This window comes from Salinibacterium sp. M195 (assembly GCF_019443965.1).
Taxonomy (GTDB): Bacteria; Actinomycetota; Actinomycetes; order Actinomycetales; family Microbacteriaceae; genus Rhodoglobus.
This window is the reverse complement of sequence record NZ_CP040814.1, coordinates 577,375-600,422: the sequence shown is the minus strand read 5'-3', so window position 1 is coordinate 600,422 and position 23,048 is coordinate 577,375. Positions and strand designations below refer to the sequence as shown.

Here is a 23,048-nt window from a genome sequence, read left to right as displayed (position 1 = left end):
CAAAAGTGCTTAGAGGTCCTTGGCTGCGCCGTCGTTCCACCAGAGCACTCGAGTGCGCACAAAGGCGAGCGTAGAAATCAGAATTACGCCCATCACGCAGAGCAACGTGATGCTCGCCCACGTGACAGGCAAGTTGGCTTGAGCAGCGGCGATCGTGACGAGTGAGCCAAGACCGGCCTGCTGACCCGCCGCCACAAACTCCGCGACCGAGGCACCGACCACGGCGAGCGGAAGCGCAATGCGCAAGCCCGCAAAGACATAGGGGAGAGACCCCGTGAAGCGAAGGTCACGAAAAATTTCCCAGCGGCTGGCATGGAGCGTCTTCATCACGTCGAGAGCCTGATCATCCACATCACGCAGCCCGGCCAAAGAATTGATGAGCATCGGAAAGAACACAACAAGCGCAGTCACCACAAACTTGGGCATAATCCCGAACCCGAACGCGACAACCAGCGCCGGGGCGAGGGCGACGATCGGGGTCACCATCACCACAACAACGAGCGGCATGACGGCACGTTCCATGAGGCGAAACTCCGCCATGATGATGGCCACCAAGAATCCGAGAAGGATGCCAGCACTCGCGCCAATCACAACCTCAAGCCCCGTTACCAGGGAGTTGCGCCAGTACGTATCCGCATCGGTGACAAGACTCAGCCCGATTTGGTCGAGGGTCGGGATGACAAAGGGATTCGCGAGCGCCGTCACCTGCCAGAGAACCGCTGCAATGAGGAAGGTTATGGTGGCGGGCAGCCACTTCAGACGACCGCCGGCCCGGTTCTGACGCTTAGCCACGTGCCGCGCCCCTCACATTGCGCAGAGTATGACGCAGTCGATCTTCGAGCTCCCGAAACGCAGCAGATTCGTAAACGTCGATGCCACGGGGTCGCGGAAGATCAACAGAAACTATCTCGGCGATGTGACCTGGCGCTCCCCCCATCACGACAATGCGGTCAGAAAGCATGATCGCTTCCGGCACGGAGTGCGTGACAAAGAGGACAGCCTTGCGATTGGATTGCCAAAAATCGAGCAGGCCAACGCGTTGCTGTTCACGGTTCATCTCGTCGAGAGCCGAAAACGGTTCATCCATGAGCAGCACGCTCGGATTGAACACGAAGGCGCGAGCAATCGCGACCCGCTGCTGCATTCCCCCCGAAAGCTGGCCCGGATACTTCGAGAGCTCAGACCCCAGGCCGAATGACTCCAGAATCTGCTGCGGATCGAGCAGCACTCGGTTCGTGTTGCCCCGCGGATTGACGGTCAGCGGCAATCGCACGTTGTCGAGCACGGTGCGCCACGGCAGCAGCGCAGGAGACTGCGGAACAAGACCGACCATTTTGTTCTTCGTGGCCGCGTCTACCGTCATCCCCTCCACCATTACGGTGCCACTGTCGATCGGGAGCAAGCCGGCAACAGTTTTCAGCAGAGTGGACTTGCCACTGCCGCTTGGCCCGATCACGGTGACGAACTCGCCCATCGTGATGGACAGGTTGATATCGTCGAGCACGAGCGTGCGGTCGCCGGCGGGACCGAAACTTTTGGACACATTGGTGAGTTGAACGCCGACGGCCCGCTGTGCGGTGTCCATTCTCACTCCCTGTGGCTGCTGAATCTCCAGCCTCCTAGATTAGTAGCCCGGCCAGATTAGTTGCTTGGCTAGGTCAGTTGCCCGGCCAGATCAGTGCGCCATCCGCATAGAGATCAGCGACGAGCGTCTGGTCAATCATCGCGGTAATGGCCGGCACATTATCGACACCACCGAACTGTGTGACGAGTTCGTATTCTGGTTGCCAGTCTGCGGCGGTCTGAGTTCCCGGAAGCCCGCTATTGCTGTCGCGCACCCACTGCGACTCGACATTCCAGGTGCGCTCAAGCTGGTCACGGGGAAACGCGGCGCCCTGACCACTCTCGTCCGCAAGCCCGGCGAGAATGTCGAGGCACTCATCAGAACTGTCGAGACAAAATTGCAGAGCGTGGAGGGTCGCACGCATGAAATCAGCAGAAACTGCGCGATTTTGGGCCAAGAACTGTGAATTGACCTCCATGACGTTGTACGTTCCCCCGACTCCAAAGTCGGCGGGGAAGAACTCGGTAAATGGCAAACCCTGGGCGCGAAGATTTTCCGGCTGATTCGACGCGTAGCCCACGATCGCATCCACCTGGCCGCGAGTGACGACCGTGGGGTCGTAGTTGGTCATCTTGATCAGCTCAACCTTGCTCATATCGACACCAGCGGCATCCAACATCGCCGACGCAATGGGCGTCAGATTGATGAAGTAGCCGAGGGTGCCACCCTCGAGGTCTGTGAGGTCTGTGATTTTCTCGTTGGCAAAGATCGAAAACGGTGGAGTGTTGCCATAGGTCGCCACGGCAGTGAGATTGCCACTGTTTGCGGCGGCAAGCATGACATCGGATGCCGAACCGAGAGCCGTGAACTCTGCTTGTCCAGAGGAGACAAGCTGTTGCCCATTCGCGCCGGAGGCGTTGATCTCTACGTCGAGGCAGAGGTCGTCGAAGTATCCCAACTCCTCGGCGAGGAAGACGTCGAGTTGGCCGGCGCTTGCCGAGTAGCCGTAGCCCGAGATGTAGGTGATGGTGCCAGCCGCCGCGTTACGGTCGCAAGATTTTTGAGAGATCAGAGCATCGGTGTTTGGCGTCGATGAGGGTCCGCCTTCTGCGGTCGTGCACGCGCTCAAGGTGAGCGCGGTTGCCACCAGCAGCGCGACACTGATGCGACGCGATTTCTTTAGTGCCGGTGGGGTGCTCACGGGGATCACGGTTCCTCTTTTCAGGCTTTACTGCCACGGTGCACTACGGCTTCCGGCGAAAATCACGAGGCAATGCCTGCAGTGGGCTGCCTACGACGTTAGCGGAGGCGAGCGCCAAACAGTGCACCGCCCGGTCGCTGCCCGCGCCGCCGCCCCCCATGAGGCACGGGTGTCGAGCGCCGCCAGCAGCCCCTACTTCGCACGAAGGGTCGAGCCTCGACTTTGCTAGTAGGTGCGGGTGGGGTTCGCGAGGCGAATTTCGTCGAGCACAGTGGTCGCGACGCTCTCGGTGAGGTCGAGCGACGTTCCTCTGACAAAAATCCAGAGGTCGTTCACGAGCACGTGGGTGTAGGCGAGCGAGCTGACCTCGCCATCGGTCTCGAAGTCGAGAGTCGTGAGGCCATCAGTAGTGGTGCCCACATAGCCTCCTGCGACGAGTGCGCTGGTGAGGTTGGTTATTTCCGGCTCCGCAATGTCAGCCACGACGACTGAGAAGGATCCATCTGAGTTTGGAATACCCCAAATGCAGTTCTTGGTGACCGAGGCGTTGGTGATGGCCGCAACCACTTCGGCGATTTCACTGCCATAGAGAGGCACCGTGTTCGAGTCATCCAAGAGCAGTGTTGAGGGAGAAAAGAGACCCTTGGCGGTGGCCAGCGGCAATAGGGTGTCGCACCCAACGACCACCAACGGATCCGGGGTCGGGATCGGAGTTGAACTGGGCGTGGCTGATGTTGGGGGCGTGCTCGTCGGCGTCGAGACTGCGGTCGTAGATCCTGACGGTACACAGCCAGAGAGCGCCAACAACGTCACCAGTGCGGATGCCGCAGCAAAAGTCATTCGGGCACGCGGTCGCTGTGCAACCACCGAGCTACTTTCACGTCCGCTGTCCATGCCTGAAGAGTAGCGCTGCTCGCTGTCACGCGGAAGAGAGTATTTCTTACTCTGACGCTGCGTCGCCTGTGCGGGCCGCGGTTTTGCGCCGCTAGCTGGACTGGCGAGCGAGTTGAGCGAGAGCATCCAGGTCGAGGATGATCACGCGGGCACGACCTTGACGAATGATGCCGCGGCTTGCCAGGTCAGACATTGCTTTGCTAGTGGATTCGCGTGTTGCGCCAAGGAGGCCGGCGAGCTGGTCGTGGCTGAGACGGATCGTCGGATTCGCGAACCGGGGTGCTCGACCGGATTCGGCCAGACGCAGGAGGGTGCTGCAGACGCGCGACTGCAGCGGTCGCAGGGCGAGATCGGTGAGGCGCTCTTCGAGACGAACAACTTGTTCGCCGAGGTGACGAGAAATGCGGATGGCGATGCGGGGGTCAGCGAGCAGGTAGCGCTCAACATCCGCCGTATTCAACAGGCAGATTTCGACGTTATCGATGGCTTCGGCGTAGTTGTCGTACATGCGCTGGCCGACCATCATCATTTCGCCGAACACAGCGCCAGGCTCGAGGATGGCCATCGTGAGCGCTTTGCCATCTTCTGTTACTCGAAAGATGCGAATGCGGCCCTTCTTCAGAATGAAGAGGGCGGTCACCGGTTGGCTCTGGCTAAACACCATTTCGCCAAGGGAATAGGAGCGCGAGGGAGCCATGCGATCCATTTTCTCAATCTCGGCAGGCGAGAGATCCGCGAAGAGGTCGACTTCGCTCAAGCAACTAAACGAACCATTGTCAATCGGCATCAGTGGTTCAGGATCCCTTCGCTGCGGCGACCACGGACGATCGCTCGCCAGCGGGGCTGAGGCAACCTGATTGCCGCACGAATCCATCATGACATGCTCACTTGAGAGTTCCCGTGACCGCCTGAATGTGGCCACCGCGACGGCTTACCTGCTTCACGTTGTCGGCGCGCTCAGTCAGCCAATTCCACGGATGCGCTTCGATGTTCGCGCCACCCAGGCGACAGGCGAGGCGCGCGAGCGGTGTAAAAATCTTTGCCGCCCCCACTGGTCGCTGCATATCGACGATGCCGACTCGACCGCCGGGGGCGAGCAGCCGTTCGGCTCCCGCCAGCACTTCGGGGTGACTCCCCATCACGCTGAGCGCGTAGGCGGAGAACACCGCATCGATCGTCGGCACTGCGCCATCGACGGCAAGATCTGCAGCCGACAGTTTCGTGGCATCCGCCTGCACCACGCGCACGTTAGACCAGCCTTTGCGCGCCGCACGCTTGGCCGCGACCTGAAGCATTTGGCTGCTCGCGTCGACACCAATCACCTGACCGGTGGGACCAACCGCCTTGACGAGGAGTTCGAAACTGAGGCCCGTGCCGCAGCCGAGATCCACAACGGTGTCACCGGGGCGCAAGCCCAGGAGCTCGATACCGGCGACACGGCCTGAGCGATAGACCGCCCATTCGCCAGACATCGCATCGTAAAACTGCGTGCCGAAGCGGTATTTCTTCCAGGCCATGTCGATTCCTAGCGGTATTCGGGGTTGGCTTCGAAGCCGAAGTGCTCGCCGTCGTTCCACGCCTTGCGCGTGTTTCCGTAGGAGGGGATACCGCCGGCGTTCTTGAGAATCGAGGCCAGATGCATGAGGTTCCACGACATGAAGGTCGTGTTGCGGTTGGTGAAGTCATTCTCGAGGCCACCCGAGCCCTCGTCGAGGTAGCTGGGGCCTGGACCGATTTCGCCCAGCCAGCCGGCATCCGCTGCGGGTGGGATGACGTAGCCAATGTGCTGAAGGCTGTAGAGCACCGACATGGCGGAGTGCTTCACGCCGTCCTCGTTACCGGTGAAGAGCGCGCCGCCGACCTTGCCATAGAAGACGTACTGGCCCTTGTCGTTGAACTCGCCGCTCATCGCGTAGAGACGCTCGATGAGCATCCGGGTGACAGAGGAGTTGTCACCCAACCAGATCGGCCCGCCGATGACGAGGATGTCTGCCGCTTCGATGAGGGGCCAGACTTCGTCGATCCAGGCATCCTTCTCCCAGCCGTGCTCGCGCATGTCGGGGTAGACGCCGATGGCGATGTCGTGGTCGATGAAGCGCAGGTTGTCGACGTGCACGCCGGCGCTGCGCATCAGATGGATGCTCGAATCCATGAGCCCCTGGGTGTGGCTCATCTCAGGGCTCTTCTTGAGCGTGCAGTTAATGAAAACGGCCTTGAGCCCGTCGTAGCGGGGAGCGTCGGCGGGCACGGTGTTCGCGTTAGTTTCGGTAGCCATGACCCGATGTTACGGGCGAGCCCTCCTTGCACACTGTGATCTAGCGTACGGTTCGCTGATCAATGCGCTGCTAAACATGACTGGGGCAAACGCCCGCCCGAAAGGAACACGCATGCCCGCTCAGTGGGATCTCATCGTCATCGGCTCCGGCAGCGCCGGAATTGTCGCCAGCAAGACCGCCGCCCGCTTTGGAGCGCGAGTGCTGCTTGTCGAACGACACCGCCTTGGCGGGGACTGCCTGTGGACCGGATGCGTGCCATCCAAGTCACTCATTGCTGCCGCTCATGCCGCGCACGTTGCGCGCACCTCGGAGCGCTTCGGCGTCACCGCCGAGAATGTGACGGTCGATTTCGCTCGCGCCATGGGTCATGTTCAGGACGCTATCGCCACGATCGAGCCCCATGATTCCGTCGAAGCCTTTGCCGAGTTCGGCATTGAGGTTGCCCACGGGGATGCTCGCTTCACCGGTCGCCACTCGCTGGAGATCGACGGCACACCGCACACCTTCGTGCAGGCTGTTATTGCGACGGGAACGGTGCCGCGCATCCCTACCTTCCCCGGCACCGATAGCGTCCACATGCTCACGAGCGACAGCATTTGGCAGCTCGACGAACTGCCCAAGCGGCTCGTTGTTCTCGGTGGCGGCGCGATCAGCAGTGAGCTCGGTCAAGCGATGGGCCGACTTGGTTCTGACGTGACGATCGTGAACCGCAGCAGCCGCATTCTTCCCGATGAAGAGGAACGCGCGAGCGCCCTACTTCAGGCCACCTTCGACCGCGACGGCATCACCGTTCTGCACAACCGAAGCGCGACCGAAGTGGTGTCGGCCAACGGCCTCAGTGGAGAACTCGTGCTCGATGACGGCACCCGCGTGCCCTTCGACCGCCTGCTCGCCGCTATCGGCCGTAACCCCAACCTCGAATCGCTCTCTCCCGAAACGGCCGGCGTCGCCGTTACCGATCAGGGCTACGTTGACGTGGATGCCTCGCTGCGCACCACAAACAAACACATTTGGTCGGCGGGAGACGTTGCCGGGCTGCCGAAGTTCAGCCACGTAGCTGGCGTGAGCGGCAGCGTTGCCGGAACCAACGCCATCCTCGGACTGCGCCGCAAGTTCAACGAGCAGGTCGTGCCGCGAGTGACGTTCACGTCGCCCGAGATCGCCGCCGTTGGCCTCACCGCAGCGGATGCTGTGGAAGGCAAACACCGCGTCTTCACCGGCGAACACGGCGCAACCGACCGCGCCATTGCCGAAGGCGACGATGACGGTTTCGCCCAGATCGTTGTCGACTCGCGCGGACGCGTTCTCGGCGGAACAATCGTCGGCCCGCGCGCCGGCGAAAGCCTCGGCGAGTTGACGGTTGCCGTGAGCGCGAAGCTCTCCACGAGCACCCTGGCCAGCGCCACTCACGCCTACCCGACGTTCACCGATGCGCTGTGGAACGCCGCAATTGCAGACGTGCAGCACCGGCTTCAGAGCGGTGTCGTGAAGTCAGGCATCCAAGTTCTCGTTCGAGTACGGCGTGCGATGTTGGGCACGCCCCGCGCCTAGCGCTGGCACTCCCCGCGACTAGGGCCGTCGCGCCCAGCGCGGTCGCGCTAACGCAGCAAGCGGTAGCCGACGATCATGCGCTGGGCAGCGCTGACCACAACAACGAGGCTCCACCCGATCGCGATCTGCCACGCGAAAAACGGTAGCGCAAGCCAGAGGGTGTGCACGAAGACGGTCTCGCCGCCCTCGGCAATGCGCCCGAGGAAGAACAGCGAGCGATTGTCACCGTCCGAGAGAGTGCGTCCGGTGCGCTCGGCAATCGAAGAGAACGCCAAGAACGCGGCCCCGTTGATGTAATAGGCAAACAAAACCAGCAGGAACGGCCACCACGGAGCATCGAAGGCCGTCGTCGCGCCGATGGCGAGTCCCACAACGGTGGCGCCGTAGACCACAAAGTCGGCGGTGATGTCGAGAAAGCCGCCCGCTTCGCTCGTCTGCGGTTGGCTCCTGGCCGCGTCGTTAGCCGCAGCGGCACGAGGGGCGGATGCCGCAGCGAGCCGGCGGCGAGCCAGCGTTCCGTCAAGACCGTCGAGCACCCGCGAGAGCAACCACGCCACCAGAGCCAAAGCCCAGAGCTGCGTTGCGGCGAGCGCCGCACTGCCTAACCCGAGGACGAGTCCGGCGATGGTGAGACGGTCAGGGGTGATCCAGGGCACGTCGAGCGCGGAAGCCATCGCGTTGAGTGGCTTGCTGACCGCTCGACGCAGCTGGACATCCAGCATCGCTAGTTTTTTCTCCACGGCGACGTTGTCGGTTACGGCGGCCGCGGCATCTTTCTTGCGCAGTCGGCCAGCAACGATGCCACCCCCGATCGTGAGCACGCCGAGCGCTCCGAGGGCAATAAAGAATCCGCTGTTGAGCTCAGCCCCATAGGCGCCGACGGCAACGAAGGCCATCGTGCCGGGGATGATGCCGACGGCGGTGCCGATCATGTAGTCGCGAACGCGCACCGCAGTGAGACCGGCCGCGTAGTTGATGACGGTGAAAGGGATGAGCGGGATAAGACGCAGCGCGATCACCGAGAGTAGCCCCCGCTTCTGCAGCATCTCGTCGACGGCGCGCACGCGGCCACCCGTGTATTGCTCAACAGCGTCGCGCCCGAGCAGGCGGCCAATCCAGAAGGAGAGGGCTGCCCCGATAACGGCGCCTATGAGCACCAGCAGGGTGCCGATCCACAATCCCCACGCGAGGCCAGCCGCGATACTGATCACGGCTTTCGGCGCTGGCGTGAGGGTGAGCACGGCGTAGGCAACGATGAAGATCACAGCACCAAGCAGTCCCGCGCCTTCGGCCCACCCTTGGATTTCTTCAACGCTGGGGATGTCGACCGTGAACGCCACAATAACGATTGCCACGAGAAAGACGACGAACGCGCCCGCTTTCCAGAGCGCTGTGGCGCGTTTCTTGTTCATTCCGCCAATGCTATGTCGGAGCTATGAAGTCCGTCTGTGATGTGGCTTACTGAAGGGAGAAGTTGGTCGCGCTTAGTATTCCAAGTGCTGAACTGGGCCTGCACGAGAAAGTGGTCTCAACATGAAAAGGCTGTTGCGCAAACCCCTCAACAGAGCCCTCCGCGGGACTCTGCTAGTCAGCCCAGCCCTACTCCTTCTCGTTGGCGTATTCACCGCTGACAGCGTCGTCACGTGGCTCATCCTCGCAGCAGCGTTAACTCTCCTCTTCGTCATCATCTTCGGCTGCGGGGTAAGCATCAAGGCCAATGACGATGCCATCGTGATCGGCTTTTTCCCGTTCTACCGCAAGCGCCTCTCCCGCGACAGCATCGCGCGGGTTTACGCGGACAAGGTGCGGCCTTTCGAGGAGTTCGGTGGCTGGGGAGTCAAGGGAAGCGCACGGAAAAACGGTCTGCTCCTGAGCGCCGGAGAGGCACAGGTCGTGGGATTTGAGCTCGTCGACGGGCGCAAATACCTCGTCGGGGCCGGAGACGCGACACCTCACGTGATCTCGCTACTCGGCAGTTCGCCATCGACGTAAGCCGCCATCGGATGCTCTGTCGAAGGTCTGCGCTGCGTATGTGATGTGGCTTACTGAGCGACGAAGTCGTTCGCACTTAGTCTTAGAGCTCGCCGCACTGGGTGTGTGGCGCCTCAACCTTCCGTCGATCATCAAGGAGCACGTGCGTGCCGATTCGCAATCCGTTACGCCGCCAGCCCTCCACGACCGCACGGCACCGCATCCTCCCCGCGCTGGCTACTGCCGCACTGACCGCGTTGGCCCTTAGCGCGTGCTCAGCACCGACGAACAACCCACGCGGTCCTGAGTTCTTCGACTGGTCTGACGTGCAGGTCGCTGCTGACGGCCAGACCGTGAAGCTGTGGATGTGGGGCGGCGACGATCAGGGCAATGCTTACGTCGATGACGTGCTGGCTCCGGCCGCGGCGGCGCAGGGCGTCACGCTCGAACGAGTACCGATTGCCGACACGAAGGATGCCCTGAACCGGGTCTTCACCGAGCTGCAGGCCGGCCGCAACACGGATGGCGCAGTCGACTTGGTGTGGATCAATGGCGACAACTTCCGCACCGGCAAGCAGGCGGATGCGTGGTTCTGCGACTGGACCGGGCTCCTCCCCAACATGAACTTTGTCTCCGACAGCGACCCGCTGCTCACCGAAGACTTCGGAACTCCCGTCGAGGGCTGCGAAGCTCCGTGGCACAAAGCGCAATTCTCCTTCGTCTACAACTCGGCCACGGTGCCGAACCCACCAACCACGGTTGAGGGCATCCTCGACTGGGCCGAAGCCAACCCCGGTCGCTTCACCTACCCGGCAGCCCCCGATTTCACCGGCTCCGCTTTCTTGCGCGAGGTGTTGTACAGCGTGAATGGCGGCGACGAGAGCGTTCCCTCGATGTACAGCGATGAGGCCTTCGACGAACTGTCGCCTGCCCTCTTCGACCGCCTCGAGACACTCGCCCCCTCACTGTGGCGCGAAGGCAGCACGTATCCGGCGACATCCGAACAACTGACGAAGCTGTTTGCCGACGGCGAGATCGACATGATGATGACCTACGGCCCTGCGACACTCACGGCCCTTGTCGAGAACGGCACCCTGCCTGAAACGACACGGGTGCTGACCGTCGAAGACGGAACGCTCGGCAACGCCAGCTTCTTCGGCATCCCAAGCAATTCCGGCAACATCGCCGGTGCCATGATCGTCGCGAACGAAGCCCTGTCGGTTGAGCAGCAGGTCGCAAAGGCTGACCCTGCTGTGTGGGGCCAGTTCACGGTGTTGGATCTGGATGCTCTCTCCGCCACCGACCGCGCCCTCTTTGATGACCTCCCGCAGTCGCCCGTCGTGCCGAGCTTCGACGTGCTGTCACGCAACGCCAACCCGGAACTTTCGGCCGAATGGGTTCCCGCGCTTGACGACGGCTGGCGAACCCGGATTGCCGCCCGCTGATGACCGCGGTGCTGAATCGGCCGCGACGCCGAGGGCTGCGCGCCACTCTTCTGGTACTGCCCGCCGTCATCCCCGTCGCGATTGTAGTGATCGGCGGCATCGGCACCACGGTCGTGCAGAGTCTGGGACTCATGCCACTTGTGGGCACACCCGCGCTGAGCGTTGACGCCTTCGCCAGCACCGAGGATCTCCTCGGCTCGGCACTCCTCTCGCTCGGGATCGCCGTCATCTCTACCGCGATCGCCGCGGTAGTCGGCTTATTCACTGCTGTGCTGATCATTTCCGGAAACTGGGGCGGCCGCATCGTTGGAGCACTGAGCGCTGCCGCCGTCACCGTGCCGCACCTCGTCGGGGCCGCGAGCGTTGGCCTGCTTCTCTCCGACGCCGGGGTGCTCGCCCGCATTCTCGGCATCCCCCCAGAGTCGTGGCCCGCGCTCGTGGCCGGCCCCACCTGGTTTGCCGTGATCGCCGAATACGCGTGGAAAGAATCCGCCTTCATCGCCCTTATCGTCGTTGGCACCCTGGCGACTCGAATCACCTCATTTGACGAAACCGCCGCAGTTCTCGGCGCGCGGCGCAGTGCGCGATTGCGGTTCGTTCTGTTGCCGTTGGCTGCACCGTCCCTGCTCGTGGCATCCACGATCGCGTTCGCGTACACCCTCGGTTCGTACGAGGTCGCGTGGTTGCTTGGCAAGACCTACCCTGAACCACTTTCAGTGATGGCGCTTCGCCTCTTCAACTCGGCAAGCCTTACCGCCCGGCCCGAAGCGGCCGCTGTCGCCGTCATTACTTTGCTTCTCACTGCGGCCGTTGTGGTTCTAGCCATGCTCGGGCTCCGTCGGATGCGAGCGTGGAAATGACTGTCACCACCACGAGCGTCACCCTTGATAAGGCGCGCGCAAACCAGCAGCAGCGGCGGATGCCCGGAGATCACGGTCGCCCCCTGACCCAGTCTCGCGGCGCCGCCCGCACCCTGCGCATCCTGTCGACCGCGCTGATCGCACTGTGGTTCGCGCTCCCCTTTGTGCCGCTCGCGCTGTGGTCGTTTGCCGACCAGTGGATGCACCCCGCAGCGTTTCCGATGGAAACCGGCACCGACGGCCTCACCGCCGCGATCGCCAACGGCGGCGGGCGCGCCTTCATCCACTCGCTCGTGCTCTCACTCGTGGTCGCCGCAATCGCGACCCCTCTCGGCGCGATGGCCGCCCGGGCCCTTTCTCGCGGTCACGTGCGCTTCGGCAAGTCGATCACCGTTCTGCTGTTCTCGCCCGTGATGTTGCCACCCTTTGCTGCGGTGCTCGGTCTCAACGTGCTGCTATTGCGGGCGTGGGTTCCTCCCGCTGTCGGCGTGGTTCTCGTGCTTGTGGCCGTCGCGATCCCGTACACGACCTTCTCGATGCGTGCCGCATACGCTGCCTACGATGACGGGTTCGACGAGGCCGCCCGCACGCTCGGTGCGACCTCACGCCTGACGCTGTGGCGCATCCATCTGCCGTTGATCGCTCCGGCGCTGGCACGCTCCGCCTTCCTCGCCTTCGTGGTTGGCTGGAGCGATTACCTCATCACCCTGGTGGTGGGAGGCGGTCAGCTGGTGACACTGCCGCTGATCATCGCGTCGAGTGCATCCGGAGTTGGCAACGAATCGAGCGTGGCAGTGCTGTCACTGTCTGCGGTGATTCCGCCGCTGATCCTGCTTGGTCTCATCGCTCGCAGCCGCAATCTCGACCCCGGGAGACAACGATGACCGCTGAATTGATGACCTCTGCGATAACTCTCACAGCCGTCACGAAGAGCTACTCGGCCACTGCGCCCGCCGCGTTGCAGGGCGTGAACCTCGACATTCTGCCCGGATCGAGCACCGCCATTGTCGGGCCGAGCGGCTCGGGCAAGAGCACAATTCTGCGAATCATTGCCGGCCTTGAAGATGCCAATGGTGGGCGTGTGCGCCTCAACGGTCGGGATGTCACTGCCCTTCTTCCTGAACAGCGCGGCATTTCGATGGTGTTCCAGCGCCCGCTGCTGTTTCCCCATTTGACGGTGCTCGACAATGTCGCGTTCGCCGATCGCGCTGCGGGCCTGAGCCGCGCTCAGGCTCGCGAACGCGCCCGCGAACATCTCGACATGGTGCATATGGCGGACTTCGCTTCCCGCTCACCACATGCGCTCTCGGGCGGTCAGCAGCAGCGGGTCGCTGTTGCGCGCGCACTCGCTGCGAAACCGTCTGTGTTGTTGCTCGACGAACCATTTAGTGCGCTCGATTCCGGACTCAAAGATGAGATGCACGCGATGATTGGCGACATTCGTGCGGCGGTGAATCCGACCATTCTTTTCGTGACCCACGACCGCGACGAGGCGAGCGCGATGGCCGAACGGATCGTCGTGCTCGAGAACGGTCAGTTGCTACAGCACGACACGGTTGATCATGTATTTCACCAGCCTGCATCGCTGGCAGTCGCTCGGTTGCTTGGCGGCAAGAACGCGTTTGCTGGTGTGCTGGAGGATGGCGTGCACCGTTCTGCGATTGGCGCTGTCGCCGTCGACGCCCCCTTCACTTCGGGCCCGGCAACGCTTGTCTTCCGGCACGAGGCGGTGACCGCCACGTTGCGCCTTCCTGATAGCCGAGCGGATGCTTCGGCGCTTGCCATTCGTCATGCTGATGCTGCGGCCTGCCAGCGGTTAGGCCCGCGCGAATTGCACGGCGTCGTCACGGCTGCCGTTCAGCGTGGGCCGCGCCGCGAACTGCTCGTGCGGGTCGGAGCTGCGGATGTTCACACCGAGGCAGCACCCGGAAATCTACTCTCGATCGGCGATCCCGTGACCGTCAGCCTGCCGTGCGAAGCGCTGTGGACGGTGCCTGCTTAGCGGGAGGATGGTCGAGCGTAGGGCCGTGGCTGGGTGTGGGACACAGTGGCTGAGCGCGACGCCGCGCATCCATCACGGTTAGGGCTGCTCTGGCGCAATCTGCCCAGCAGCAGCAGCAGGCGTGGTTTGGTCGTCGTTTGTGGCATCGTCGTCGTGCCCGTCTTTGCGGAGGCGGTGCGCAACAAACACCCCGCCAATGGTGAGCACCCCGAGTGCACCAAGCGCGATGTAGAGCCCGCTGTCGAGTTCTGCCCCGTACGCCCCAACGGCGACGTAGGCGAGAGTTCCCGGGATGATTCCGATGACAGTACCGAGGGCGTAATCCCGGATGCGCACCGCGGTGAGTCCTGCTGCGTAGTTGATGAGCGTGAAGGGGAGTACGGGGATCAGCCGCAACGAAATGACGGAGAGCAGGCCGCGGCGCTTCAACATGTCGTCGACAGCGCGCACCCGCCCACCCGTGAAATGTTCGACAGCATCCCGCCCCAGGATTCTGCCCAACCAGAACGAGAGAGCCGCACCGATCAGGGCGGCGATCAGCACGATAAGAGTGCCGACCCACATTCCCCATGCCACGCCGCCGGCAATGCTCAGCACGCCCTTCGGAACCGGAGTCAGAGTGAGCAGCGCATAGCCGATCACAAAGATGGCGATCCCGAGACTTCCTGCACTCTGGGTTAGCTCGTGGATTTCGTCGGCAGACGGAATCTGCACGGTCAACGCCAGAATCACAATCGTCACGAGAATAATGACAAGCACGCCAGCGCGCCACAGAGTTGAGGTGCGGGTCTTTGTCATTGGGCCAATGCTACGTCTCCCACAGCCCGCGCAGTGTGATGTGGCTTACCGAGCGGCCAGCACCGCGAAGCACTCGTCCGCATCCTCGCCCTTATGCATGGCGATGGCCACCCTGGTGCGACCGACATACTTCACGCCGTTAGCGGTGTAGTGGATGATGAGCCCGTCGATGCTCGCGACGGCACGCTCGCCCGTGTACTGGATCTCGGAAATCAGCACAGCGTCGATCGGGCCAGCGGCGGTGAACCCGATACCCTCCACACGGTTCTGCCACTCCGCAGCCAACAGTTCCGTTGGCGGATAAGCAGAGAATCCTAAGTGGTCAGAATTGTCGTCATAGGGCACAACGCTCACGCTCAGAAGCTCGATCCCTATCGGATCAATAAGCTCCACAGCGCTGATCACGATTGTCTTGTTGCCCGAGTAATCGATAGGGGCTCCAAATGCGCCATGCGGGTAGAGCGCTGCCGATGTACAGAAAGCGGCCTGGTCCGCATCAAACGGCACCGGGCCGGTCGATGCCGGCACCGTTGTGGAGACGGTTAGCGCCAGAACTGCCGCGACCCCAGTGGTCGCCAGTTTGTTGATCATTGTCTGCACCGCATCCGTTCTCACAGCACGCCAAATACTTTGCCCAACTGTCAGCGGCGTCACCTGCACGCAACTTTCTGGCTCAGAGTATCCCCAACACGACCCCAGCTCCACAAAATATGAGGAATTGACGATACGGCGCAGTGCTCAGGGAAGCTGTGGCAGCATAAACAGATGGTCTATGTCGCTAATGAATCCCGCTACGAACTGATGCCGTACCGCCGAGTAGGTCGCAGCGGGCTCAAGCTGCCAGCGGTGTCGCTCGGACTGTGGCAGAACTTTGGGGACGACAAGCCGATCGAGACCCAGCGCGCCATACTTCGCCGGGCCTTCGACCTTGGGGTGACGCACTTCGATCTTGCCAACAACTACGGCCCACCTGCTGGTTCTGCCGAGTCGAACTTCGGCCGCATCCTTCGCGAAGATTTCCTCCCGTACCGCGATGAAATGATCATCTCCAGCAAGGCCGGCTACGACATGTGGCCTGGACCCTACGGCGAGATGGGATCGCGAAAGTACATGCTCGCGAGCCTCGACCAATCCCTGAACCGACTTGGCCTCGACTACGTCGATATCTTCTACTCCCACCGCGCCGACCCCGACACCCCGCTCGAGGAGACGATGGGCGCTCTGCACACCGCGGTGACGTCTGGCCGCGCACTCTATGCGGGCATCTCAAGCTATTCGCCAGAGCGAACGCGCGAAGCGGTGCGCATCATGAACAATCTCGGAACGCCGCTGGTCATCCACCAGCCCTCGTACTCCATGTTCAATCGTTGGGTCGAAGACGAGTTGCTTGACACCGTTGACGAACTCGGCTTGGGCATAATCGCTTTCTCGCCGCTGGCTCAAGGGCTTCTCACCGACCGCTACCTCGGTGAAGTTCCCGCAGACTCGCGCGCGGCCAAGGGTGGCTCGCTCAAGTCGGGAATGCTCAACGACGAAACGCTCGGTCGCGTGAAGGCTCTCAACGACATCGCTTCCGGACGCGGACAATCGCTGGCACAGCTTGCCATCTCGTGGGCGCTGCGCAACGACCGCGTCACGTCGGCCCTCATCGGTGCCTCGAGCGTGACGCAGCTTGAACAGAATCTTGCCGCGGTTCAGAACCTCGAATTTGAGCCAGCCGAGTTGGCGGCGATCGATGAGCACGCCAAAGATGCCGGCATCAACCTGTGGGCGGGTTCAAGCGCGGTTTCCTAGGTTGCACTTCTGCAGTGTGCCCCACGTCACAGACAGCGGGGTCGACCGCGCCTAGTCTTTCGTCATCGGTTGTGAACGAGACCGCGATGGGAGCCAGACCATGAAGAAGCGCACCGCTGTGACTGCCATCGCCGCTGCCGCCGTCGCAATCGTCGTTATCGCGATCGCTGTCAGCGCCGCCACAAACTCTCGGCAAGGCGCAACAGACTCGTCAGCAGATTCGGCCACAACAGCGATTCCCGACTTCCTTCAGCAAGACTTTCCCCGCACCGACTGGTCACAGGCCGACGCCGCGATCAGCCAAGCACTTAGTGGAGGGCCGCCAAAAGACGGCATCCCGGCGATCGATGAACCCCAGTTTGACCCAGTGGCCAGCTTTGCGCATCCGGATGAGGTGCTGGCGATCCTCGTTCAGGGCGAGACCGAAACCAAGGCCTACCCCTACAACATTCTGGTCTGGCATGAAATCGTCAATGACACCATCGATGGCTCACCCATCGCCGTCACCTTCTGCCCACTGTGCGGCAGCGCGGCCGTCTTCGACAGCGTGCTTCCCGGCGGAGAGACGACCACCTTTGGGGTCAGCGGCGGTCTGCTCGAAAGCAACATGATCATGTTCGACCGCGCCACAGAGACCCTGTGGCAGCAGAGCACCGGAAATGCCCTCGCCGGCGAACACTATCCTCACAAGCTGCAACTGCACAGCTTTCAATTGCTCAGCGTCGGCGAAATCAAGGAGCGGTATCCCGAGGCGCTGATCGTGAATGAGAACACCGGGCACTCCCGCGACTACAGCAACAACCCCTACGCCGGGTACGACGACAGCGACGAGTTTTACTTCGTGCCAAGTCGAGTTGACGACCGCTACCCCGCGAAAACAATCTTCGTAGCCTTCAGCATCGGCGATACGCACGTCGCTTCGCCATGGCTAGAACTCGAAGACGGTCGCCACTACACGACGGCGGTCGACGGCGAGGAGGTCACTCTAGAAAAAACTGACGGCGAGCTGCACATATCGGGCCCTGACGCCGTCGAAATCCCGTTCTACTTCGAAATGTGGTTCAGCTGGGCCGTGCAGAACGAGGACGGCGAAGTCTTCGTCCCTGAAACGGCGGCCAATCAGTGAGCTGAACCCCGAGCGCGCCTCTCGGCTTCGAAATACAGCTCGGGGCGGCGATCACCGTGAACATCGTTCAGCTCACTGATCGTCTTGTTGCGGGCATCGCTCAGATCGATTGTGGCTAGGTGCATCCCTGCAACGCCCAACCCGAGGCTCGTGAGCGGAAAGCCATCGGCGTCCACAATCACGCTCCCGCCCAACCAGTCCTGCCCTCGTTCACGCCCAGCCCGGTCAGCCGCAACAACGAACATGCGGTTCGTTGCGGCCGCGGCCTGAACTTTGACGACCTCGATAGGCCGCTCGCCCTCTGGTGCGGGATAGAGCGGCCAGTTCACGGGGCAACACAGCAGTTCTGCGCCCTCTAACGCGGCTGTGCGCACCCACTCAGGGAACTCAAGGTCATAACAAACCATCACACCAAGGCGACCGACGGCGGTATCAACTACCGGAGGCCTTCCTGTGCCAGGCGTGAACAAGTCATCTTTTTCTGTGTTCCAGAGATGCGCTTTGCGGTAACACGCTCGCACCCCTGACGCATCGACGAGCACGGCAGAGTTGAAAACCTCGCCGTCAGCGCCGGCCTCCGCGAAGCCTCCGACGATAATCAGATCGTGTTCAGCGGCAAGCGCCACCCACTCGCTTACCGTCGGCCCGTCGACGGGCTCCGCGAGATTTCGAAGTTCATCGAGGTCAGCAAACATATAGCCGGTGTTTGCGAGCTCAGGTAGAACCACAACCTGAGCACCGCCATCCACCGCTTCAGAAATAGCGGAACGCACTGACCGACGATTCGCCGCGATATCGCCGACCGCGAGCTCCACTTGGCAGCTAGCGACGGTCAACATGCTGTTATTCATTGCGCTCCCCATGCGTTCTTCTCGTTAGCTTTGCCGCTGTTTGCTTGCTTAGTCGTCGAAGACGATGACGCGCCGACCGTTGTCGCCATCGCGGAGTGCACGGAACGCGTCATCCACATCGTCTAAAGCAATGTTGGCACCGATCATGCTCTCGATGGGCAACTGACCATCAAGGTAGGCCTGGGCGATGCGCGGGAAGTCCCGCGCGGGCACAAGTCCGCCATAGTTCGAACCAATGATGGTCTTGCCGTCATACGCAAGCTGAAGAGCATCGAGCTCGACGCGCGTGTTTTCCGGGGGCAACCCAACATAAACTGCACGCCCGCCGGGCCGGATGAGATCGGGAAGAAGCTCCATGGTCGCAATTCGACCGATCGCTTCGAAAGCCACATTGGCTCCGCCGTTCGTTAGCTTGGTGATCTTCTCGGCGAGATGCTCATCGCTAAGGAAACCATGCGTCGCCCCCATCAAGACAGCTTGGGCAAGTTTTTCTTCCGAGACATCGACGGCAATCACCGGGCTAGCACCGGCAAGCCGCAGTGCAGCAACGATTGAGAGTCCGACGCCTCCGACACCGATCACGACGGCGCTCTCACCGGCGGCTACCTTGGCATTGTTCACGACGGCGCCGTAACCAGTGCCGACCGAGCATCCGATGAGGCTGGCGACAGGGAAAGGAACATCTCGCGGGATCGGGATCGCCGCAAATTCCGGAACGACGATGTACTCGCTCATAGCACCCACGGCGAGATATGGCTGCATTTCGGCGCCGTCTTCGTCATGCCACCGCGTTGTTCCGTCGGGAAGCATGGAGTCGTTTGAGCGCACAAAGCGGCAAGCCCAAGGCGCCCCGCTGGCGCATTCCGCACAGCGCTGGCATGCCTGGTGCCACGCGACCACAACATGATCGCCCTCGGCGATGTTGCGAACTTCAGCACCGACCGACTCGACTACCCCCGCAGCCTCGTGACCCATGATGGCGGGCATCGGAACGTTCCATTCACCGTCGACAACGTGACGGTCCGAGCCGCAGACGCCGGCTGCGCGCACTCGGATACGAACTTCTGACGCCCTGGGAGCGTCCAGAAGAAGTGTTTCAACGGCAACGTGCTTTTCTACGCCCCGGTACACGGCGGCGCGAACGGATCGTGTGCTCATTTGGCTCCTGCGTTCTCGAATGAATCTTTTGCGGCATAGCCGCCGCGATTGCCGCGAATATTCAGTACCCAACTCATGGTCAGATAGACGAGCATTGCGAGAACCACCGAGGGCACCGTTGCGGTTGTCCAACTAAACATCGGCTGAGTTTCTAGGGTGATCGGGTTGTAGACCCAGAAATAGAACGTGGCGGATGCCGCGATTGCGATCATGGCCGCAATATTCAGACCGCCATGGAACCGGTAGGGGGCTCCGGCCCCTGAGGAGTACAGTGCCCGCAGCTGAATCCGTTGACGCCGCAAGAGGAAGTAGTCAGCAATGATGACGCCGCAGATTGCGGCAACGAAAGCACCACTGATGATTACGAAGGTCTGGAATTGGCCATAGAGGAAGTCAGGGAAGAAGACCAAGACTGCCGGGAGGGCCAGGAATAACGCGCAGAGAACCGGCCAGCTAAAGCGCTCAAGAACGCGTCCGCTCGACTGCTTAAGAGCGAGCACTGTCGAGTAGGCGATGGCCGCCATGCTGGTCACGTTGGCAAAGCCGACGAACAACAGAGTGAGCACGCCAAGGACGGGGCCGGCAACCGGAACCATCCATGCCGTGGGGTCGGATTCACCGATGAGCAGCGCCGCTGCCATTCCCACGATCTGGGCCACGACGGTGCCGAGCAAGATTCCCAAATAGGTGGGCCACAGCGCACTCTTGGGGCTGCGAGTGAGGCGCGCGAGCGTGCCCATCACCGGCCACCAGGAGAGTCCGGCACCAATATTGAATTCGATAGCAATAGCGAAGTTCAGCTGGTCATCGTCGAAGGGCGCGATCGGTGGCGCGTCGAGCAGCTCTTGAAAAGAGTGCTGGCTCATGAGCAGAGCCATCATGATCACGACGACAACGATCAACCCGGGAGCAACGAATCTGTTGAGCTTGCTGATGGTGACGGGACCGCGGGAAAGCAAGTACCATCCGGCGGCCAGTGCCAGGAGTGCGAAGGCAATGACGATCGGACCACCCGCGGAGAAGTCCGTGCCAAATGCCTGATTCGAAATCTGCGCAAGTGCTCGGCCAAACATCACTCCCAGAAGTGACGTCCATCCGGCTTCGACCAAGAGCACGATAGTGAACACGACGATCACTACGCCAACACCACCGAAAACAGCCCTCAGAGTTCGGTACTGTTCGACACCGAGCCTCTGGCTCAGCACCACGCTCCCGAGGGCCATCACTGACAGCCCGATGCTATTACCGATCAACATTGCCGCAATTCCATCAAGAAAACCGACAAGAAGAACGGTAGAACCACCAATAAGGAATGCCCACGTCGCAATCGCGAGGCTCACGTTTACCCAAGTGAAGTCTGTCGCTTTCCAGACCCGCTCAGATTTAAGGAGCGGCATAGAGCTGTATGTCGCTTCATCAGCTACCGACGAGGCAACCTTCTGTGACTGCGTCTGGGTGTCCGGCTCCTGCGCGCTCATAGCAGCACCGTGAATGTGAGCGGAAGGACAACGAGCAAGGCAGCTACTCCGAGGAACACCGTTAGTGTTCGCGCGCTGAGGGGAGCGTGTACTGCGTCCCCTGATTCGTTCTTTTCAACTTCGTTGAGACGACGTTCGAGTTCGTCGCTATTTTTTTCCATGGTCATGAGTTCTTCCTGCTTCCTTGCATTGCAAAGACGTCGGGCGCGGCAGCTCTCAGAGCCGAAATAGTCAGGGTTGACATCATTGTCCTTTCGATTATTCGTAGTTATCGGGTGATCACGGTTGTGTGTTCGGCGTCATGGCCGAGATTATTTCGTATGCCACGTGTGACGCTGCGACTGCAGTAATTTGCGCGTGGTCGTAAGCGGGAGCGACCTCAACAACGTCGGCGCCCACAATGTTGACGTTGCGGAGTGCGCGCAGCATCGCCAGAAGTTCGCGGCTGGTCATTCCGCCAGCCTCTGGAGTGCCGGTGCCTGGCGCGTGGGCCGGGTCGAGAACATCGATGTCGACCGAAACGTAGACGGGGCGATCACCAAGGCGGGCGAGCATCCGCTCAATGGCGACCTGAAGACCCTCGGTCTCGATTTCGGCACTGGAGATGATTGCAAACCCGAGGCGTTCGTCATCGCGAAGATCATCTCGTGAATAGAGAGGGCCGCGGATGCCAACATGCATGCTCGCGTTCATGTCGATGAGTCCCTCTTCGGAGGCCCGGCGGAAGGGAGTGCCGTGCGTGATCGGCGCGCCGAAGTAGGTGTCCCAGGTGTCGAGGTGCGCGTCGAAGTGAAGCACTGCGATGGGGCCGTGCTTCTCGGCGACAACCCGCAGGAGCGGAAGGGCGATCGTGTGGTCGCCACCGATCGTGACGAGTCGTTTGCCGTCGGCACTGAGTGCCGCAGCGCCCTGTTGAATCTGAGTTACGGCCTCGTCGAGGTTGAACGGGTTCGCGGAGATGTCGCCAGCATCCACGACCTGTTGAGTGCTAAACGGCGTGACGTCTTGCTCGGGGTTGTACGGGCGAAGCAAGCGTGAGGCTTCGCGAACGTGGGCCGGGCCGAAGCGGGCGCCGGGGCGGTAGCTAACGCCGCTGTCGAAGGGAACCCCGACGACGGCAATGTCGGCGCGCGGCACATCTTCGATGCGGGGCAAGCGGGCGAAGGTGGCGATCCCGGCGTAGCGGGGCGCAACGCTTGCATCGGCTGGACCGATCGGTTCGGTGCGTTTGGCCTGGTGAGTCTGGTCAGTCATGATTCCCGCTTCCCTTCGTTGGGTTAGGTGAGATACTTATGCGAAACATAAAGTGCATATTAGGCAACAAAGCGTGTGACGATTCTGTCGGTATCCGTAGCGCCTGTCAAGATAGACAAGAAATCCCCTCCACCGAAGGAGCTCCATGCGTCCCGTGCACCCCACGCCATCCCAGAACCGCGTTCGGGTCGGTGCACGCCTTCGTTCAAGCCGTCGAGCACAAGGGCTCACGATCGAACAATTGGCCAGCGCCACGAGCCTGACCAAGGGATTCATCAGCCGGGTTGAGCGCGACGAAACCTCCCCAAGCGTCGCAACGCTGCTGACGATGTGTGAAGTACTCTCCCTGCCCATCGGTGCACTCTTCGAAGCATCCGAGACCGAACTCGTGTCACTCGCTGACGCACCGCTGATCAACATGGGTGGTCGTGGCACGATCGAACGGATGGTTACCCCTCGCGGGCAGTCCAAAATTCAGATGCTGCGCTCAACCCTCGAACCCGGCGCCGACGGCGGAGACAAGCTCTACACCGTCAATTGCGACGTCGAGGTCGTTCATGTCATTAGCGGCAACTTCGAGATTCAGTTCACCGATCGCACCGTTTCGCTCGTCGCGGGAGACACCATCACCTTCCCGGGTCGCGAACTCCACAACTGGAAGAACCCCGGCGCCGCAGAAGCGGAAGTGCTGTGGACCCTCGTGCCTGCTGCCTGGAGCGGCGCCGTCTAGGTCAGAGTTGCGGCCGGCTTCCCGTTCACCCACCAGGGTTCGCCCTCTGTTCTCGCCGTGTGGCGCGAGATCAGGAACCTCACTGGTAATGGCGA

General features: G+C 61.6%; 25 protein-coding genes. 10 read left to right on the top strand and 15 right to left on the bottom strand.

Annotated features, from left to right (window positions below; genetic code table 11):
• Positions 1-9 precede the first annotated feature (9 nt).
• The 4 genes from FFT87_RS02950 to FFT87_RS02935 form a co-directional block, all read right to left on the bottom strand.
• Positions 10-792, bottom strand: coding sequence for an ABC transporter permease (locus FFT87_RS02950; RefSeq protein ID WP_219949879.1), 783 nt, complete (start codon positions 790-792; stop codon positions 10-12).
• Positions 785-1,585 carry an ABC transporter ATP-binding protein gene (locus FFT87_RS02945; RefSeq protein WP_219949878.1) on the bottom strand — a complete coding sequence of 267 codons (801 nt, stop codon included), beginning with the start codon at positions 1,583-1,585 and terminating at the stop codon, positions 785-787. The genes FFT87_RS02950 and FFT87_RS02945 overlap by 8 nt, the downstream gene beginning before the upstream one ends.
• A gap of 73 nt (positions 1,586-1,658) precedes the next feature.
• Complete coding sequence (locus FFT87_RS02940; protein ID WP_255560028.1) at positions 1,659-2,765, bottom strand: ABC transporter substrate-binding protein; 1,107 nt, start codon at positions 2,763-2,765, stop codon at positions 1,659-1,661.
• A 225-nt stretch (positions 2,766-2,990) separates the two neighbouring features.
• A complete protein-coding gene (locus tag FFT87_RS02935; protein ID WP_219949877.1) occupies positions 2,991-3,380 on the bottom strand; it encodes a hypothetical protein in 390 nt (129 codons plus the stop codon).
• 52 nt (positions 3,381-3,432) lie between these two features.
• Between FFT87_RS02935 and FFT87_RS02930 the strand changes: the two genes are divergently transcribed.
• Complete coding sequence (locus FFT87_RS02930) at positions 3,433-3,672, top strand: hypothetical protein (RefSeq protein ID WP_219949876.1); 240 nt, start codon at positions 3,433-3,435, stop codon at positions 3,670-3,672.
• A gap of 78 nt (positions 3,673-3,750) precedes the next feature.
• Here FFT87_RS02930 and FFT87_RS02925 read toward each other — a convergent pair whose 3' ends face one another.
• Genes FFT87_RS02925 through FFT87_RS02915 form a run of 3 tightly spaced genes read right to left on the bottom strand, consistent with a single transcriptional unit; the run spans position 3,751 to position 5,934 of the window.
• Positions 3,751-4,536: a Crp/Fnr family transcriptional regulator gene (locus tag FFT87_RS02925; protein WP_255560027.1), complete on the bottom strand. Its 786-nt coding sequence runs from the start codon at positions 4,534-4,536 to the stop codon at positions 3,751-3,753.
• 7 nt (positions 4,537-4,543) lie between these two features.
• On the bottom strand, positions 4,544-5,176 hold the full coding sequence (locus tag FFT87_RS02920; RefSeq protein ID WP_219949875.1) for a class I SAM-dependent methyltransferase: 633 nt from the start codon (positions 5,174-5,176) through the stop codon (positions 4,544-4,546).
• Between the two features lie 8 nt (positions 5,177-5,184).
• Positions 5,185-5,934: a flavodoxin family protein gene (locus tag FFT87_RS02915; protein ID WP_219949874.1), complete on the bottom strand. Its 750-nt coding sequence runs from the start codon at positions 5,932-5,934 to the stop codon at positions 5,185-5,187.
• Between the two features lie 112 nt (positions 5,935-6,046).
• Here FFT87_RS02915 and FFT87_RS02910 point away from each other — a divergent pair, with 112 nt between their 5' ends.
• Positions 6,047-7,486 (top strand): NAD(P)/FAD-dependent oxidoreductase, encoded by a 1,440-nt coding sequence (locus FFT87_RS02910; protein ID WP_219949873.1) that lies wholly within the window; start codon positions 6,047-6,049, stop codon positions 7,484-7,486.
• A gap of 47 nt (positions 7,487-7,533) precedes the next feature.
• Here FFT87_RS02910 and FFT87_RS14500 read toward each other — a convergent pair whose 3' ends face one another.
• Positions 7,534-8,898, bottom strand: a complete 1,365-nt coding sequence (locus FFT87_RS14500; RefSeq protein ID WP_255560026.1) for a VTT domain-containing protein — start codon at positions 8,896-8,898, stop codon at positions 7,534-7,536.
• A gap of 121 nt (positions 8,899-9,019) precedes the next feature.
• Between FFT87_RS14500 and FFT87_RS02895 the strand changes: the two genes are divergently transcribed.
• From FFT87_RS02895 to FFT87_RS02875, 5 genes are all read left to right on the top strand, one after another.
• On the top strand, positions 9,020-9,478 hold the full coding sequence (locus FFT87_RS02895) for a hypothetical protein (protein WP_219949872.1): 459 nt from the start codon (positions 9,020-9,022) through the stop codon (positions 9,476-9,478).
• 146 nt (positions 9,479-9,624) lie between these two features.
• Complete coding sequence (locus FFT87_RS02890; protein ID WP_219949871.1) at positions 9,625-10,902, top strand: ABC transporter substrate-binding protein; 1,278 nt, start codon at positions 9,625-9,627, stop codon at positions 10,900-10,902.
• Positions 10,902-11,762, top strand: a complete 861-nt coding sequence (locus FFT87_RS02885; RefSeq protein ID WP_219949870.1) for an ABC transporter permease subunit — start codon at positions 10,902-10,904, stop codon at positions 11,760-11,762. The genes FFT87_RS02890 and FFT87_RS02885 overlap by 1 nt, the downstream gene beginning before the upstream one ends.
• Complete coding sequence (locus tag FFT87_RS02880; protein ID WP_255560024.1) at positions 11,759-12,646, top strand: ABC transporter permease; 888 nt, start codon at positions 11,759-11,761, stop codon at positions 12,644-12,646. Before FFT87_RS02885 ends, FFT87_RS02880 begins: the two co-directional genes overlap by 4 nt.
• Positions 12,643-13,764 carry an ABC transporter ATP-binding protein gene (locus FFT87_RS02875; RefSeq protein ID WP_219949868.1) on the top strand — a complete coding sequence of 374 codons (1,122 nt, stop codon included), beginning with the start codon at positions 12,643-12,645 and terminating at the stop codon, positions 13,762-13,764. The genes FFT87_RS02880 and FFT87_RS02875 overlap by 4 nt, the downstream gene beginning before the upstream one ends.
• Positions 13,765-13,842: 78 nt before the next feature.
• On the opposite strand, the gene FFT87_RS02870 is transcribed toward FFT87_RS02875, so the two are convergent.
• Together FFT87_RS02870 and FFT87_RS02865 are read right to left on the bottom strand one after the other, a co-directional pair.
• The gene (locus tag FFT87_RS02870) at positions 13,843-14,562 is read right to left on the bottom strand and encodes a TVP38/TMEM64 family protein (RefSeq protein WP_219949867.1); all 720 of its coding nucleotides are present in this window, start codon (positions 14,560-14,562) and stop codon (positions 13,843-13,845) included.
• A 45-nt stretch (positions 14,563-14,607) separates the two neighbouring features.
• Positions 14,608-15,153 (bottom strand): hypothetical protein, encoded by a 546-nt coding sequence (locus tag FFT87_RS02865; protein ID WP_219949866.1) that lies wholly within the window; start codon positions 15,151-15,153, stop codon positions 14,608-14,610.
• Between the two features lie 174 nt (positions 15,154-15,327).
• On the opposite strand from FFT87_RS02865, the gene mgrA reads away from it, so the two are divergent.
• Together mgrA and FFT87_RS02855 are read left to right on the top strand one after the other, a co-directional pair.
• Positions 15,328-16,356 (top strand): L-glyceraldehyde 3-phosphate reductase, encoded by a 1,029-nt coding sequence (gene mgrA / locus FFT87_RS02860; protein ID WP_219949865.1) that lies wholly within the window; start codon positions 15,328-15,330, stop codon positions 16,354-16,356.
• 100 nt (positions 16,357-16,456) lie between these two features.
• Entirely contained in the window at positions 16,457-17,482 is a 1,026-nt protein-coding gene (locus tag FFT87_RS02855) for a DUF3179 domain-containing protein (protein WP_219949864.1), read from the top strand.
• Here the strand turns inward: FFT87_RS02855 and FFT87_RS02850 are convergent.
• The 5 genes from FFT87_RS02850 to speB form a co-directional block, all read right to left on the bottom strand.
• Positions 17,476-18,333: a nitrilase family protein gene (locus tag FFT87_RS02850; protein ID WP_255560023.1), complete on the bottom strand. Its 858-nt coding sequence runs from the start codon at positions 18,331-18,333 to the stop codon at positions 17,476-17,478. The two genes, FFT87_RS02855 and FFT87_RS02850, sit on opposite strands and share 7 nt — an antisense overlap.
• Before the next feature lie 48 nt (positions 18,334-18,381).
• Entirely contained in the window at positions 18,382-19,491 is a 1,110-nt protein-coding gene (locus FFT87_RS02845; RefSeq protein WP_219949863.1) for an alcohol dehydrogenase catalytic domain-containing protein, read from the bottom strand.
• Positions 19,488-20,969 carry a cytosine permease gene (locus tag FFT87_RS02840; RefSeq protein ID WP_219949862.1) on the bottom strand — a complete coding sequence of 494 codons (1,482 nt, stop codon included), beginning with the start codon at positions 20,967-20,969 and terminating at the stop codon, positions 19,488-19,490. Before FFT87_RS02840 ends, FFT87_RS02845 begins: the two co-directional genes overlap by 4 nt.
• Positions 20,966-21,136 carry a hypothetical protein gene (locus tag FFT87_RS02835; protein ID WP_219949861.1) on the bottom strand — a complete coding sequence of 57 codons (171 nt, stop codon included), beginning with the start codon at positions 21,134-21,136 and terminating at the stop codon, positions 20,966-20,968. Before FFT87_RS02835 ends, FFT87_RS02840 begins: the two co-directional genes overlap by 4 nt.
• Before the next feature lie 112 nt (positions 21,137-21,248).
• Positions 21,249-22,223, bottom strand: coding sequence for an agmatinase (gene speB, locus FFT87_RS02830; protein ID WP_219949860.1), 975 nt, complete (start codon positions 22,221-22,223; stop codon positions 21,249-21,251).
• Between the two features lie 145 nt (positions 22,224-22,368).
• Here speB and FFT87_RS02825 point away from each other — a divergent pair, with 145 nt between their 5' ends.
• Positions 22,369-22,953, top strand: a complete 585-nt coding sequence (locus FFT87_RS02825) for a helix-turn-helix domain-containing protein (protein WP_219949859.1) — start codon at positions 22,369-22,371, stop codon at positions 22,951-22,953.
• Positions 22,954-23,048: the final 95 nt, after the last annotated feature.

Bases quoted from the DNA above. Each gene is read 5' to 3' on its own strand.
- FFT87_RS02850 (WP_255560023.1), bottom strand. From the start codon at position 18,333: ATGAATAACAGCATGTTGACCGTCGCTAGCTGCCAAGTGGAGCTCGCG.
- FFT87_RS02840 (WP_219949862.1), bottom strand. From the start codon at position 20,969: ATGAGCGCGCAGGAGCCGGACACCCAGACGCAGTCACAGAAGGTTGCC.
- FFT87_RS02835 (WP_219949861.1), bottom strand. From the start codon at position 21,136: ATGACCATGGAAAAAAATAGCGACGAACTCGAACGTCGTCTCAACGAA.
- FFT87_RS02945 (WP_219949878.1), bottom strand. From the start codon at position 1,585: ATGGACACCGCACAGCGGGCCGTCGGCGTTCAACTCACCAATGTGTCC.
- FFT87_RS02855 (WP_219949864.1), top strand. From the start codon at position 16,457: ATGAAGAAGCGCACCGCTGTGACTGCCATCGCCGCTGCCGCCGTCGCA.
- FFT87_RS02895 (WP_219949872.1), top strand. From the start codon at position 9,020: ATGAAAAGGCTGTTGCGCAAACCCCTCAACAGAGCCCTCCGCGGGACT.
- FFT87_RS02825 (WP_219949859.1), top strand. From the start codon at position 22,369: ATGCGTCCCGTGCACCCCACGCCATCCCAGAACCGCGTTCGGGTCGGT.
- FFT87_RS02870 (WP_219949867.1), bottom strand. From the start codon at position 14,562: ATGACAAAGACCCGCACCTCAACTCTGTGGCGCGCTGGCGTGCTTGTC.
- speB (WP_219949860.1), bottom strand. From the start codon at position 22,223: ATGACTGACCAGACTCACCAGGCCAAACGCACCGAACCGATCGGTCCA.
- FFT87_RS02865 (WP_219949866.1), bottom strand. From the start codon at position 15,153: ATGATCAACAAACTGGCGACCACTGGGGTCGCGGCAGTTCTGGCGCTA.
- FFT87_RS02925 (WP_255560027.1), bottom strand. From the start codon at position 4,536: ATGATGGATTCGTGCGGCAATCAGGTTGCCTCAGCCCCGCTGGCGAGC.
- FFT87_RS02885 (WP_219949870.1), top strand. From the start codon at position 10,902: ATGACCGCGGTGCTGAATCGGCCGCGACGCCGAGGGCTGCGCGCCACT.
- FFT87_RS14500 (WP_255560026.1), bottom strand. From the start codon at position 8,898: ATGAACAAGAAACGCGCCACAGCGCTCTGGAAAGCGGGCGCGTTCGTC.
- mgrA (WP_219949865.1), top strand. From the start codon at position 15,328: ATGGTCTATGTCGCTAATGAATCCCGCTACGAACTGATGCCGTACCGC.
- FFT87_RS02845 (WP_219949863.1), bottom strand. From the start codon at position 19,491: ATGAGCACACGATCCGTTCGCGCCGCCGTGTACCGGGGCGTAGAAAAG.
- FFT87_RS02915 (WP_219949874.1), bottom strand. From the start codon at position 5,934: ATGGCTACCGAAACTAACGCGAACACCGTGCCCGCCGACGCTCCCCGC.
- FFT87_RS02920 (WP_219949875.1), bottom strand. From the start codon at position 5,176: ATGGCCTGGAAGAAATACCGCTTCGGCACGCAGTTTTACGATGCGATG.
- FFT87_RS02880 (WP_255560024.1), top strand. From the start codon at position 11,759: ATGACTGTCACCACCACGAGCGTCACCCTTGATAAGGCGCGCGCAAAC.
- FFT87_RS02875 (WP_219949868.1), top strand. From the start codon at position 12,643: ATGACCGCTGAATTGATGACCTCTGCGATAACTCTCACAGCCGTCACG.
- FFT87_RS02910 (WP_219949873.1), top strand. From the start codon at position 6,047: ATGCCCGCTCAGTGGGATCTCATCGTCATCGGCTCCGGCAGCGCCGGA.